This window comes from Paraburkholderia adhaesiva (genome assembly GCF_021390575.1).
In the GTDB taxonomy this organism is placed as follows: Bacteria; Pseudomonadota; Gammaproteobacteria; order Burkholderiales; family Burkholderiaceae; genus Paraburkholderia; species Paraburkholderia adhaesiva.
Genome location: NZ_JAJEJQ010000005.1, coordinates 219,265 through 233,167, shown reverse-complemented (window position 1 = coordinate 233,167; position 13,903 = coordinate 219,265). Strand labels below are relative to the sequence as shown.

Here is a 13,903-nt window from a genome sequence, read left to right as displayed (position 1 = left end):
CGGCCATTTGCGGGCTCACCACGACTTGCGTGCAACTCACTGAAGCTTGCAGATCTGCCTGCCGTCGGCACTCACGCGCGGCGTCAGGGCACCCTTTTCCAGTCCGACATATTCACAACCTGTCTCCCTGTCGACAAACACCTCGAGCGTCTCCGGCCTGATCTTGATCTGAAAGTCGGACACGCACCGTACTGCATCAGCCAGGGGCGAAGGAAGCAGCCAACCTGTCGCAAAGCAGACAGCGCCAAGGGCAAGTGCCCCGATGACATTCGATGCTTTCATCAAAGTTACTCCGCACAGGAAATGGAAGCGCTACCGTTCTGGACACGCCGAAAACCGCACCATTGACACGTGGTGCGCAGCGGGCCGAAGCAAACATGGAAGGGGAACCCGGAATCGCAGTTCAAAGGATAGGGAAAGCAACCGGCAGGGCGAGGACCCGAAAAAACACTACGCTCGCGCGGGTGCACTACCGCCCATAGTGATCGAGTTCCCGGGCGAGCTGCCGCTGCTCGAACCGGTTTCTCGCCTGGTGCAGTCGGCGGGTTGCATCGGCACCCAGAAACAGCGCATCGCCGTGTTCCGTGCCGCCGTGACGATGCACATCGCGCTGCATTCCGGGAGCGAAGATGGGAGCCGATGGTCCGATGCCGCTACGACTCACCCTGTAGCCGATCACGCGGATCTTTCGCTTTCCCCCGGTTTTCCCGCGCAATCTCTCGACGGCTGACTTGACATGCCTACGCATGACCGGCGGCACGCGGTGTTTGATCTGATCTTCCGTGAACCCCTCGGTGTCACTGAAGAGGGTGAGAATTTTGGCATCGAGCTTTTCTGCAATCCAGTCCCTGTAACGCAGGTCGGGTCCCGCGCCCAGAGCAAATACCGCGGCCGCGCGTCTTGTACCGTACAGCCTGTAGTCAACAATGCGTAGCGCCTTCCTGCGGCGCCCGCAACCGTTCACGCTCAGCACAGCGCTGGAAATTTGCCGCGGACTGTACTGGGGAAGCTTCGCGTGGATCTGTGCGCGGTCGAGTCGCGTGCCGTTCGCGAACAGCGAGAGAATGTCTTGTGTGATGGTCATCTTTCGGTGCGAATTGGGTTCCAGAAAAAAGAGAGCCCCGGAAGCACGTGAAAGTGCTTCCGGGGCTCCGGTCAGTTTGACTGCTGCCTGGTTCTTACATGACGGCGTTCGCGGTGCTGTAGTTCTTCAGGCAAACACGTATGTTTTTCACGTGATCGAACTCGCCTGCAAGCAACCGGTTCGCGGCAACGAGTTCCATGATTGCGTCCTGATGCACACAGTCCGGCACCATCTTCAGATGCATCTGCCGTGTGAACTGGCGCCCGTGTTCGACAACCTCGTCATCCTCGCAAACGACGGTCGGAAATAATCCCAGCGTATCCATCGCCGTGACCTCCACTGCGATTGGTTGCCCGAAATCTACGCTGGGTAGTGCACGTCCATCGGTCATGAACTTACCCGCTTCAAACGCGCTGCGTACATGATTCTTCAGACCGCTAATGGAAAGGGTATTCGCCTTTACGAGTTTGATAGCTTTCATTTTCATACTCCTTTAGCAAAAGAAGGTGGTCAACGTGATTTAGCACTACGAGAGAAAATTGAGGCAAACAACTTGTACTCTGTTTGAGTAATATAGGATCCAAGTTGTTTTGGTTCATGACGCTAAAAAAAGAAACCGCCTCCACAAGCGTGTGAGGCGGTTTCGAAGGGCTCCCGACTTTTCAGCCGGGAACCGGGGGATCGTCCAGGTGACTGCGGCGCGCTGCTCGCTCCCGGTTTGCCAGCAGCGCACAGACAGGACCGCCCCTTTGTGCTGTTTCTGATACCGCATAAAGTGCATGTCAGCGGTATTCTTCCCAGTCCTTCCGTTCGTCTAACGACCGTGCCGGTACACTTCGGCAATGACGTAGACGAACAGGAGTCCCACCAGAATTCCTGACTTCATGTCGCCTTCCTTTTTTGTGCTGCACGCTCTTACGCTGCCGCTGCTTCCCGCGGCTGCCCGGTCTTTTGTTCCTGCTTCCGCTGCTCGTTGTTTTCCCGACTTCTCGCCTTGAGATGGGACTCGATTTCACTCACGATTTTCCAGCCAACATACGTGCCGAGTACTGCTCCGGCCGTGTAACCAAACGCTTTGCAGAATGCCATTTTTTCACCTTATCGGATGTTGAACAGATTTTCGAAACACTTCTTTGCCTGGGTCGTTGCGATGGTACTGATCGCGATGCCGGCAATAATTTTCAGGAGTGCACCTTGCTTGTTCCAGTTCATCTTGTTTCCCTGACTCGTGTTTTCACTTCGGATTAAAGAGATCGTTGATCGATTGACCCACGACCAGAGATGCAACACCGGCAACCACCAGATAGGCGGACATCTTTGCAGCCGTTCCAAACTTCGCCCAGAATTCCATCTTCCACTCCTTTCGTATTGACAGTATTGAATTGAATCATTCCATTACTGGTCTGGATTCACGGGCGGAATATAGGTCTGAAAAAATCTGGAATCGTCATCACGTACGGTTTCGTGCTTACGTCCAGTTCAACGGAACTGTTACAGCACCCGGGAGATAGAGCGGTGATGGGTCTGCGTCAATCTGAACCGCATCAGGCTGCCCGTCCAGTGGCGTAACAAACCCGATCGCGTCGGCTACGACACCCAAGGCACCCGCGATCGCTTGCAGTATTTGTGGCGCAGACATCTGTGAGTCGACCTCGACAGTTGCACCGGTACTCACCACATCTGAAAGCACCTGCCGTTCGTAGATCAGCACCTGGTTGACCCCATCCTGCGTCACGTCCTCGAGCGACGGCCGCAGATAGACGATGATCTGGGTGTTGCTGGCCTCACCGTCGACGTTCAGACCCGCGCCGAGAAAGAAACCCAGCGTCGCCGGGTCGTATGGTTGCGGTGCAGTCACCGCAACCTGGTCCGGACTGGTTGGCTGTCCCAGCGCGGGATTCGTCGCGTATTGAAGAAAATTTTCCACTGTGCTGAGCGTCGGATCGATGTTCATTTTCGCCATCTCCGTGTGGTTCGTGTGCTGACGGCATAAAAGGCATGGAGGAAGACTCCCCCATGCCAGGCAGTGCAGGGCGGTTCAACCATCAGGAATCCGCCCCGTCGGGCGGTGGTTCGAAACCGCCAATACTGGTGTTGTCGACCAGTGAATTGATGTGAGCTGGCTCCCAGTCCAGCGGCACCGTAACAGGGTTGCTGTTGTAGAGCAGCGAGGTCGCACTGGCGTCAACGACCGCTTCGCTTGCCCCAGCGAGCGTTTCCGTTGGATCGACCAGGATCAGCTCGCTGGCAATGAGTCCCATGGCAGCGGCAACCGCGGCGAGCACATCGGCCTCTTCGTCGCCAACCGTCACCGTGACAACCGGGGGCGAATCGGGAACAATATCGGTGAGCGCGACGCGGCTGTACGAAAAGGCCTGCGTGTTGCTGTATCCTTGCGCAGACACCACGGTGGTCGTATCGTTGCCGTCGGCGTCTGGCGTCGCGAGTGCAGTGACGGACTCCACCTGCAACGCCCCTTCGTGCATCGACGAAAAGCGGGCGTTGGACGCGACAATCAGTGCGAGCAGATTGCTCACCGCACTTTCCGCGGTATTGATTTGCATACGACCTCCATAGCTGGAACGAAACGATTTGACGCCAGCGCCTGGGTGACCGGCTCTGGCTACCGGCTCATAGCATGTTGCGGATGTCCGGCGGATGGCTTATCGGGTGAGCGTCAGCGCAAGCGTTCCGGTCCACAGCAGGGCGCGGGCGCTCATGGTCAAGCTCGCATTGAGCGTCTGACCCGCCGCGACAGAGGGCAGTCGCGCATCGACGATATCGGCCCGTGTGAGGTTCAGCGAGAAGCGCGCGTTGATGTCTGGCAGCAGATCAGACAGCTTCTTCTGGGCGACAAGCGTGAAGAGCGTCGAACGCGTACCGGGCACCGTGCTGATGTCGATGCGGTGATAATTGAAGTATCCAGCGCCCTCGAGGTTCGCCCCCTGCGCAGCGCTCACATAGACCGTGGTGTTCCTGCCGTCAGAATCGATTTGGGGAAGCGCACCGACGTAACCCATGCGAACCTGATCGGGTGTAATCAGCGTGGCGTTGTCATGGTTGATCTGGGCCAGCAATACTTCCTCGGCTGGCTGGCTAAAATCCAGCACGAGGACAGCAGGCGTACTCATGATGCATCCTGGGGCGTGCCGGCACCTGTGGCAGAGGCCGGACTGGTCTGATCCTGGGGTTGCAGAAAGATGTTCAGGTGCGTTGTGGTGACATAGCGCGACGCGCTGAATCCTTGACCGCGCATCTGCGTATAGTGCTGGGCGCCGATCACCACACCCGTCAGCGTCTGGATCTGCTCGTTCTGCAGGAACAGCACCTGTGCCGGCATGCCCGGTACGATCAGGTCTGGATTCGAGTTCTCCCACTCCATGGTGATTGACGCGCCCATCGCACGCGCGAGATTCGAATACTCTTCAAGCGAATTCGCGTTGACGGGATTGCCTGAGACGTGGACGTTGTTGTTGCCGTTGGGGCGGGACGTGCCGATGAATTCGTTGTTGACGCTGCCGCGTGAAGCTAGCGCACGGTTGTCCGACACCGAGACAAAGCCATCCATGAACTTCGAGGCGTCCGAGAATCTCACGCCGTTGCCCAGGTTCAGTTGCGCGTGATTGCTGGGGTCACGAAATTTCACGCTGCCGGTGGCCATCACCATCAGGTTCGTGCCAGACTGCCGATACGTGCGCTCGACCTGGGGAAACTTGTTCGACGGTACGTTGAGCACGGTGAGGGTAGGAGAGTTCGCCGCAGCGCTGTTAAAGCGCGTCGTATCCAGTGCCGGATAGACATACCACTGGTTGCCCTGCAGGAAATAGCCCATGCCGGCGTTGTAGACGCCGCCGCAGTGCTTCTGGATATGCTGGGGCACGTCTACCAGTCTCACGCCATGCGGAATCACGATATGTTCGCGCGGCGTCGGGTTGGCGGACGGGATCATCGTGACGCCCTGGACGGTGCGTTGACCGTCGACAGTCGTCGTCTGTGACGCATTGGTCAGCACAGTCCTGATCGCGTCGTCAACGGAGCAGCCACGGAAAACCTGGCCCACATCCATCATTCGCATTTGCTCGAGCGCCTTGTTCACGAGCTGGAACTGCACCGTTACCGGGCCCGTGAGATCCAGGTTCGGCTGGGTGGGCGCAAAGGGCGTATTCTGCTCAAGCAGGGGCGAGCCTTCGTCGAGGAGGGTCGCCGTGAACCGCTCGGACTGCACCGTGCTGCCAGCGTCTGGCGTGTCGCCGACCTCCATGAGCGGCGTGCGCGTGAGCGTGATGTCGACCGCGTTTTTGTACGGGTAGACGAGGTTGCTGTACTGTCCCGCAAGGATTTCGGTGGTGATGATCAGCTCGTCCGAGTAGCGATTCAGGTAATCGCGCCTCAGGTCGATACCTGTCACCTTGATCGGGTTGACGATCGTGTTCGTGGTCGTAACCAGGATGGTCGCACCGACCGTGAAATGTACCGGGTTGGACCCACCGTTGATGATCTGCTCGACATCGACCATCAAGGCGGACTGTTCGAACTCCATGGCGCCTCCCTCGCGTCTGCCTTGATCCAGCAGCGCCTCGCCTGTCTATTTCCAGCGTAGTGCCGAGGCCGGGGAGGGGCGCCCGCGCACGAACGCGTCGGCAAGACTCAGGCGCTGCTCGCCCGGGTCTTCTTCACCAGTCACCTGGTTGACGGGTGTGGGCGCCGGCTTGAGTGGCTTGAGCAGGCTTTCGCCCGTGAAGGCGAAGAGACTGCGCGCCTTGCGCTCGAAGCGCGAATCCATGTAATCGCGGGGAAACTGGTATCTGGCCAGTGCGTACACGACGTTCGCAAAGGCATCGAGCTTTACGAGGTCCTCAAGCGGCGCGTTGCGGGTATTGACCTCGTTCTCAAGCTTGTCCTTCCAGGCGTAAAGGTGATTGCTCAGGCGCTCGTAGATCTCCGTCGCATCACGCGGATCGACGAGCCCGATCGAAACGCCTTCTCCCCAAAGGTGCGCCATCTGGACGATCGAGAGCATGCGCTCCACGCGCTCGTTCTGCATCTGCCGGTCGACATCGGGATCAAACGAGGTGGGGGTACCCACCTCCTGCATCTCTTCGAGCGGAATGGTCAGGATCCGCTTGAGCCTGCATCGAAAAAGCCGGTAGAAGATCCACCACGCGGTATCGCGCTGGGCCGGCGGCACCCAGCTCGCCGTGGGCGGCCGCGAGACCGGCATCACGCGGGGGACATGCTGTTTCATCTCCTTCTCCCTGGTGACGCATGAGGCCGTGGAGTCATGGCAAACGCAGTTGCACACGCGGCTATACACGCCACTACACGCGCCGCTATGCACGTCGAATAGCACAGCGCATCAACATGAGTACGATGGGCGTGTAGTAGAAGCGCTCCAGTGCTCCCCACGCGTGCCAGGTCTCGCAGAACACATCAAGCAGGTCAGGATTGAGCGTGTTGTCATGGAGATAGTCCCCCACAAGCAGCTCGAGCCGGGACTGTCCTTCCGTGTTGTCGTAAAAGCGACGCGAGAACACGTAGCGGTCGTCGCACAGCACAGGGTGGATGAGCGGCGCGCCCTCGTAAGGCAGACCGGCGAGCGCCTGCGTCGTAACCAGGTCCTCGAGGCGCCCTGCGCGCGAGGTCGTCGGCTCAAGTTCGCTGTCGGTCAGCGGCTCGATGCCAACGAGTTCCTGATCAACCGTCATCTCGACGTCGACTGGATACACCACCAGTTCGATCCCGCTCCAGCGGATGCCGTTGAACATCGCGTTTCGCGTAAAGCGCGTCGTCCAGGCAAGCCCCGCACGCTGGTTCACGAATTTCAGCAGATCGGGGTCCTTGTTCACGAGCACATTCCAGAGCTGCACGCAGGACATCGATGGATCGTCATCGCAGTTCAGCTGCCGCATCGCCAGCAGTTCCGTCGATGCGGTCGTCTCGAAGAGCTCGGTCAGTGCACGCACGAGCCACGCGTCATACGTGGGCCACGGCTGGCCCGGCACCAGCAGCGTCATGAACTCCTCGCTCATGAACTGCTTCATGTATGTCTTCAGCATCGAGTCGAAACGGCTGTGCAGCTTCACGAGCTTCTGCCAGAGTGCTGCCTCAACCAGTGGATTCTGCCCGCACTGGAGGTAGTCACGGACATAGACGAGCCGCTGGATCGTCTTGACCTCGAGATCGCGACGACGATCCGGGGTGGCGTAGTCGAGCATCTCGTATTCGATTGCGTAGACGCTGTCCTTGTAGAAGCTCCTGCGCTCGGTCGACGTGACGTTGAAGATGCCAAAGCGGCCGTCGTCGACCTGGGCCACAAAGACATCGCCCTGGTTTGGAATAAGCACCGGATAGAGGTTGGCGCCGCCCTTGTAACCCATCTTCTTGGTATTGGGCTCCTGCGTGGCGGCAAGCGGCTGGCTGACCTTCAACTCCAGTTGCCCGATATGCCGGTACTGCAGATACTGGGGTGGTTTGTGCAGTGACTGGCCGAGGATCGTGATATCACGATCCAGGACCTGGCTGTAATACTCGACCGTCCAGCTGCTACCCTCCACATGCGTGAGCAGATCGGTGGCCGGAATGTAGCGGTTGTCGACCGCGATTCCTTTGTACTTCGGATCGGTGATGCGAATGGAGTCGGGTCGCGGATGCGGTGGAAAGCGCTCGTCATCGATTATCGGCATCTCGCCTCCCGTAACAATCAGGCATCCTCACTGATCGACTGAACATAGAACGTCTCGACGGTCTTCATGCCGGTATCAAGCATGCCATTGGCACCATCCGCACCGCCATTCATCAGGCAGGCCATCGAGGCGCTTGACGTCTGGTTGCTGCTGCCAATCGCGTACGGCAGGCAGCACGATGGCAGGTCGGGCCACAAGCCATTCACGATAAGCTGCAGGATGTCGAAATTCGCCATGAGCCGCGCGAGCGCCGCCGGGCTCAGGAAGCGCCAGTTGTAGCAAAGGCCCAGCCATACGTGAAAGCGCGCCCGGGGGTTGGGATCGAACGTTGTCAGGACATTGAGATCCGGATCAACCTCAATCGAACCATCGGGCTGGATGTCGTTCGAGAGATAGAGGTTGCAGGAGAAAACCGAGTAGAAAAGCCGCGTCATATATGGCGCTTCGCCCTCGACAAAGGCCTTCATCCGCTCACTCATCGTGTAGCCTTCGGGCAGCCTGTCGAGCCTCATCAGGCGCCTGGGATTGCGCCCCTCGGCGAGATCGAGCGAAATCATGCCGCTGAAGATGCGGATGTACCAGGGTGCCGTCGACTTCGGGAGGAATTCATCCCAGCGAGGAAAGCGCAGGCCCTCGTTGCCGACAATCTCCGGGCCCTTGAGCATCCCTTCGAGCGCACGTGCCTTGTTGAAATGCTCGAAGAAGTACGCCGAGAGCGAATAGTGCTTGCTGACCTGATCCGGATTGAAGGGCAGGGTGTCGTCGCGAAGCCGGATGACCTGGTTGTGGATCATCTGCGGATAGTCCATGACGACCGACACCGGCTTGTCGTATCTGAACTTGAAGGCCACACCGATCGTCCAGGTATCGCCTTCGTCTTCCTTCGAACCGGGCTCGGGCGCCCCCTCAAAATCCCACATGCCCACGATGCGCATCTGGTGCTCGGTGAAGGCCACCTGCATCTGCTCGCCGCTCAGGTTGGATTCGACAGTGGCCGCCGGCGTCACATGCTCGCCGAACCAGTGCGCAAAGGTGTCGCCATAACCGGCGATGTTTTCCATGAGACGATGGATTTCCCTCAGGACCAGCAGGGCCGCAGGCGGAATCTGGTAGGCGTAGCGGATGTCGATGAGCAGCACGTCACGCAACTGGGAGACGCGCACCCGCATCTGCTCACGCCAGCGCTTCGCCTTGACCTCATCGACCGAGCGGAACTTGAAATTGATCGTGACCTCGGTCGACGAATAAACCGGCTTGAGGATCGTCTCGACCCGCGGATCACGGAAAATGAAGAGGTTGTCCGGATACAGCACCGCAGTGCTCAGGATACGATCCTGCTCGACGGTCTCGTCGACTTCAACGCTCACCTGATCGTTGAATGCAAGCTCAGCCTTCAGCGGCTCCTGCAGGCGTTCCGAACCCGGCTGCTGGACTGTGCCGTGGGCGGACGGATAGAGAATCGGCGTGTCGGGCGGCAGCCCAGTCCAGGCGAACAGCTGGCGCGTAACGTCGTAGATGATGGGGCGCGTGACACTGTCGTACGTCTCGGGAACAGCCAGGAGAAGTTTGGGCATGGTCGATCCACTCGCGTCGTTGCATAAGATCGACCTGTCCCCATCGTGAATCTAAGAAATTGTTCAGGACTAGCGTCAAGGATTGTCAATTACCGGCACGCCGGGCTCCGGAACGAAATTTCAGATATCTCCCGCCCGTATAATTTTGCCGGTCAACTGCACGTCTTTTATCCGCGACGAACATGAAAAATATCCTCCTGCGCCCGATGCTCGTGCTGGGCGCGACCCTGTTTCTCTGTTCGTGCGCCAGCACGCCGGTGGGGCCGACCGTACAGGTGCTGCCCGGGCAAGCGGTGCCCTTTGAGGTGTTTCAGCAGGAACAGGACACGTGCAAGCAGTACGCAGCGTCGCAGGTTGAAGGGCAGGCGGACCGCGCGAATGCGAGCGCGGTTGGAACGGCATTGCTGACGACGGCACTCGGTGCAGCGTTCGGCGCCGCGACGAGCTGGCACGGCCACGCGGCGGGTGCGGGTGCCGCCGTCGGCGCGACCGCGGGGGCAGCGCTCGGCGCAGGAAATTCGTCCAATGCCCAGATGGGCATTCAGGTGCAGTACAACAACGCGTACGCGCAATGTATGTACGCGAAGGGAAACCAGGTTGCGGGAATGGCCCCTGTCCAGTATGCACCGGCGTACTGATCCCGTCTGACCAGACAGCAAAAAGGGAGAGCAGCGCTCTCCCTTTTTTGTTCGAAACACGGTGTTTCAGGCTGCCTGTGGTTTGGGTTCCTCCGCCTTTACGCCGAGCGGCTTCAGATAGGCTTCCACCAGTTCGAGCATGGCGCGCAGCGTGCGCAGCGAATACGAGTACAGTGGCACGAAAGGCTGATACGTCCACTGCGCAAACGCCTTGTTGAAGTTCAGCAGCGAGCGGTAGTAACCCACCGTCTTGCCCTTGGCCATGGCGGTTTCGCCTGCCTTGCCAATCGCATTCGTCGCCTGCGCCGACGCGCCTTTGATCTGCTTCGACAACGCCTCCATCTGCTGATAGGGCTTTTCGTAGAAGTACTCGAGCGACTTCAGCAGTTCATCGCCATTTCCCAGCATGCTGATCGCCAGCCGCTTGAATTCCTCGGCGCTCATCCGGTTCAACCGTATCTGAACCTTGGCCATGTGATGCACAGGGTGGATCTGGCCTTTCACGAGCTTGACGCCGGAGTTACGCAACCGCTCGAGCGCTGCCTCCGCGTCTTCGTCGGGCTGCGCCTTGTAGACGTCGAGCGTGAGCTTGAAGTTGCCGGGCAGCGTGAGCGACTTGCCATTTTCCATACCCTCGGCATGCATGCCGGCAAGCTTGTTCTTCAGGTCATTCACGGCCTTCTCGGGCTGGTTCGGGTCGAATTCCGTCAACGCCTTGACGATATCGTGCCCGCGCTCCACTACGCCGTTGGCATAGTTGCTGAAGACACCGTGTACCGTCTTGACCATCCGCGAGATGTTCGTATCTATCATACCCACGGAAGCCTCTGATCCGACCTGCTCGTCCACCACGAGGCCCGCAAGCGAGAGGGGGGCCGTAACGTCTTGCCTGATCACCTCGTCACTGGCCGCCTGCACCCGTTTGCGCAGGGATTCGATGCGCTTGCGCCACATCGGCAGGGAGCCGTGGACGCGCCAGTACGCCCGGATCTTCTCCCAGACCCGCTCGATGAACTGCATGATGCCCTGCAGGATCTTCGTAACCGTTTCCTTGATCCCTTCGGTGGCGATCGTCGTGCCGATATACGATTCCATTGACGGCACGACCTGCTCGGGCTCGACATCGGTGCCGGCCACGGCAAGATCTCCCGCTGTTTCCATGAGCGCCGCTTCCGCCGGCGTCGCTTTCTCAATCTTGTCGGCAACGAAAGCGACATCACTGAGGGAATCGGCGATCTGGATATTCCGCTCCGACTCGTCGAGGTCCTGACCGATTTCAGCGGAAGTCTCGCCGGCCTCGCCCAGTTCATTGACGGCTTCTTCCATTGCCCAGGCAAGCGCAAGCTGTTCGCGCAGCGATTCAAGCGCCTCTGCATCTGCCGCGGGTTCCGCTTCGGGTTGCGCAGGCAGGCCCGAAACGTCTGATGCTGCATCGGATGCATTCGTCGCGCCGACCGGTGTCGGCTTCACGGGCTCGGGTGAGACCTCGCCGGTCACTGGCGCATCGGGCAGTGATGGCACGGGCTCGACATCGGGTTTGGGTACGTCAGCAGTCGCACCTTCCGTTCCCTCGGCAGCGGCTGCTGCCGCGTCACTTCCGGCGGGCGCCACAGCGGCTGCCGGTTCGACTGGCACCCCCGGCACCGGAGTTGCCTGATCCGCGCCAGCGACTGGGTCTGCGGGGACGGGGGGAGTTGAAGCGGGTGCAGCCGCGCTGTCTACACCGGAATCCGCTCCGGCATCGGGTGCCGGCGGTGGCGGTTCCGCGCCACTGACTGCGCCATCTTTCGTGCCCCCTTCGCCCTCCGGCTTTTCAACTGGGGGCTTGCCCTCATCATCTGGCTCGGGTGGCGTTTGTGCACCAGCGGGTTTGCCTTCATCTTCCTCGGCACCCGTCGGCGCATCATCAAAGGCCTCAAGGCCCAGGAAAAACCGTCGCATACCTTTTCCCTCCATACTGTATCGGCGTGTTTTCTTATCTCTAAAAAATGAGGATTCCTGTGGATGACTGAATGCATTGCTGCTTGACGCGGCAGCGAACTGGAGCACGACAACGGAATGCAGACTTAAATGTCAGACACACCTGACAATCTCGTAATTCGTCGTTACATTGCTTTCGGCACGTAATGAACTTGCCGTCTACCAGACAGGAGATCCAGGCGTTAATACGGCAACGGCCAAATCGCTGGCCGCATGTTCAACACAGGAGTAGGGAATGAAATTCGCTGCAAAGATTCTGGCGGTTACCGCGGTTGCGTTTGTTGTCCTCGCCCCGGCGCTGGCCGAAGCGCATTCGCATCAGGTGTGTCATTACGACCATCATCATCACCGCGTGTGCCACTGGGTGCGATAACCCGCGAGCGCGGGCCCGTGATGTTCTCTGGCGCACGGGCCTTCCTCCTCTCACACCACCTCGGGCATCCGGACCATCAACGAGCCGGGAGCGCCGCATGCGGCGAGACAGGAACGCCATGGCCCTTGCTGGCTTCACCCGTCTGGAGCTCGTAGCACTTGAGCGATTCCTGGATGCGTACGAGGCCCGATCGCACATTTGTCAGTGCGAGACTGGAAACGGTCAAAAGCGGCTGGTTGATCCAGTTACAGAACGCGGCGTTGAACGCGAGTATGGCACGGAAATACGTTTCCACCACCTTGCCATGAGCCGCGCCGTTGGCCGAATCGTCCCCCTGGTCGAGTTTGCCCAGTGACGCCTGTGCCTTCTGCGAGGCGCTCGCGAGTGCCTTGCGCGTGCGTTGCAGCTCGCCTTCGCGGTTCGAGCTCGTGAACTTCTCCACCGCGCGCAGCTGCCCTTCGAACTCATCCACCAGCGTATCCATTTCGTCAAACGTAAGCGGCTTGCACTGCGCCGCATGCTCACTGCGGCTGCGGACCTCTCCCGCACGGGCATCGGCAAGTTGCACCTGATGCGTACGCAGTTTCTCCAGGACAGAGAGCGTGGTCGCTTCTCCGTCGTTCTGCAGGTCCGACACCATCAGTACCTTGTTGTGCGGCAGGTCGTCCGAGATTTCCACGTCCAGATTGCCGACCCGCTTCGCACGCCGCGGACCCGGCATGCTGGCAAGCTTCACGCTCGCGAGGTCGTGCCGCAGTTTGGTCGCCGACTCCTCGGGATGCTGGGCATCGAATGTCTCAATGCCCTTCACGGCCTTCCCCCCCATCGTGAGCGCGTAGCGGGCGTAGTCACCGAAGACCCACTCCATCGTGCGCGACCAGTCACGGTTCAGCTGGACATAGGACCGGCCATCCTTGACGGGTTGGTAGCCTGCCTCGTCGAACACGCTGACCGTAGCGCCTTCCTTGAGCGGTGACTTCGCTTTCTCGACGGTTGCCAGATATTTCCGGAGCTTGTCCAGCCGCGCACGGGTGCTGCCGATCAACGTAAAGGTGCGTTTGAGCCAGCCGACAAACGACTCCCAGATCTTCGCCACATACTTCAGGATCGTCTCGATAATCCCTTTGGCCGTTTCCCTGAAACCCTCTGTGGCCACCGTTCCGTCTTCGGCCCGCTGCGCCGGCTGCATCAATTCCTCCGGCTGGATATCGGTGCCCGTCGTGGCCATTTGCGCGCAGGTATCAATCAACTGCGTTTCCTGCTCACTGGCGTCCTCGATGTTGCCAGCGACGACGGCCAGGTCTTCGAGCGCATCCGCGGTATCCAGACCACGGTTGACATCGGCAAGGTCCGTCTGGATCTGTGCCTCGTCACGCGCGTTTTCATCGATGAGGAGGACTTCTTCCTCCAGGGATATCGCAATATGAGAGTCCTGGTACGACTCCAGCGCGACAATGAATTTGCGCATCGCACGGCCTGCAGAAAAGGGCAGGGACGCTTCACCTGGGGCCACCCAGGCATCTGGCCAACCTGCCGGATGGATCGGCTCTCGGTGAAGTTCGCCCTGGAAC

At 59.5% G+C, this 13,903-nt stretch carries 15 protein-coding genes; 2 read left to right on the top strand and 13 right to left on the bottom strand.

Annotated features, from left to right (window positions below; translation table 11 throughout):
• Positions 1-36: 36 nt before the first annotated feature.
• The 11 genes from L0U80_RS31230 to L0U80_RS31180 form a co-directional block, all read right to left on the bottom strand.
• Entirely contained in the window at positions 37-282 is a 246-nt protein-coding gene (locus tag L0U80_RS31230) for a DUF6440 family protein (protein ID WP_233875229.1), read from the bottom strand.
• A gap of 187 nt (positions 283-469) precedes the next feature.
• Positions 470-1,084 carry a hypothetical protein gene (locus tag L0U80_RS31225; protein ID WP_233875227.1) on the bottom strand — a complete coding sequence of 205 codons (615 nt, stop codon included), beginning with the start codon at positions 1,082-1,084 and terminating at the stop codon, positions 470-472.
• A 94-nt stretch (positions 1,085-1,178) separates the two neighbouring features.
• Positions 1,179-1,565, bottom strand: a complete 387-nt coding sequence (locus tag L0U80_RS31220; protein ID WP_233875224.1) for a hypothetical protein — start codon at positions 1,563-1,565, stop codon at positions 1,179-1,181.
• A 434-nt stretch (positions 1,566-1,999) separates the two neighbouring features.
• Positions 2,000-2,173, bottom strand: coding sequence for a hypothetical protein (locus tag L0U80_RS31215; protein WP_233875222.1), 174 nt, complete (start codon positions 2,171-2,173; stop codon positions 2,000-2,002).
• Between the two features lie 379 nt (positions 2,174-2,552).
• Positions 2,553-3,038: a hypothetical protein gene (locus L0U80_RS31210; protein WP_233875221.1), complete on the bottom strand. Its 486-nt coding sequence runs from the start codon at positions 3,036-3,038 to the stop codon at positions 2,553-2,555.
• A gap of 91 nt (positions 3,039-3,129) precedes the next feature.
• Positions 3,130-3,648: a DUF7941 domain-family protein gene (locus tag L0U80_RS31205; RefSeq protein ID WP_233875220.1), complete on the bottom strand. Its 519-nt coding sequence runs from the start codon at positions 3,646-3,648 to the stop codon at positions 3,130-3,132.
• 99 nt (positions 3,649-3,747) lie between these two features.
• Positions 3,748-4,215, bottom strand: a complete 468-nt coding sequence (locus L0U80_RS31200; protein ID WP_233875218.1) for a DUF7941 domain-family protein — start codon at positions 4,213-4,215, stop codon at positions 3,748-3,750.
• Positions 4,212-5,624, bottom strand: coding sequence for a hypothetical protein (locus L0U80_RS31195; protein ID WP_233875215.1), 1,413 nt, complete (start codon positions 5,622-5,624; stop codon positions 4,212-4,214). Before L0U80_RS31195 ends, L0U80_RS31200 begins: the two co-directional genes overlap by 4 nt.
• A gap of 45 nt (positions 5,625-5,669) precedes the next feature.
• Positions 5,670-6,329 carry a hypothetical protein gene (locus L0U80_RS31190; protein WP_233875212.1) on the bottom strand — a complete coding sequence of 220 codons (660 nt, stop codon included), beginning with the start codon at positions 6,327-6,329 and terminating at the stop codon, positions 5,670-5,672.
• A gap of 85 nt (positions 6,330-6,414) precedes the next feature.
• Complete coding sequence (locus tag L0U80_RS31185; protein WP_233875208.1) at positions 6,415-7,767, bottom strand: hypothetical protein; 1,353 nt, start codon at positions 7,765-7,767, stop codon at positions 6,415-6,417.
• Between the two features lie 17 nt (positions 7,768-7,784).
• A complete protein-coding gene (locus L0U80_RS31180; protein ID WP_233875205.1) occupies positions 7,785-9,341 on the bottom strand; it encodes a hypothetical protein in 1,557 nt (518 codons plus the stop codon).
• Positions 9,342-9,523: 182 nt separating this feature from the next.
• Between L0U80_RS31180 and L0U80_RS31175 the strand changes: the two genes are divergently transcribed.
• Positions 9,524-9,979 (top strand): glycine zipper family protein, encoded by a 456-nt coding sequence (locus tag L0U80_RS31175; RefSeq protein WP_233875201.1) that lies wholly within the window; start codon positions 9,524-9,526, stop codon positions 9,977-9,979.
• A gap of 66 nt (positions 9,980-10,045) precedes the next feature.
• Here the strand turns inward: L0U80_RS31175 and L0U80_RS31170 are convergent, their stop codons facing one another.
• Positions 10,046-11,920 (bottom strand): hypothetical protein, encoded by a 1,875-nt coding sequence (locus L0U80_RS31170; protein ID WP_233875199.1) that lies wholly within the window; start codon positions 11,918-11,920, stop codon positions 10,046-10,048.
• Positions 11,921-12,194: 274 nt separating this feature from the next.
• Between L0U80_RS31170 and L0U80_RS31165 the strand changes: the two genes are divergently transcribed.
• On the top strand, positions 12,195-12,332 hold the full coding sequence (locus L0U80_RS31165; protein WP_233875193.1) for an HHHH-motif protein: 138 nt from the start codon (positions 12,195-12,197) through the stop codon (positions 12,330-12,332).
• Positions 12,333-12,408: 76 nt separating this feature from the next.
• Here L0U80_RS31165 and L0U80_RS31160 read toward each other — a convergent pair whose 3' ends face one another.
• Positions 12,409-13,800, bottom strand: coding sequence for a hypothetical protein (locus L0U80_RS31160; protein WP_233875190.1), 1,392 nt, complete (start codon positions 13,798-13,800; stop codon positions 12,409-12,411).
• Positions 13,801-13,903: the final 103 nt, after the last annotated feature.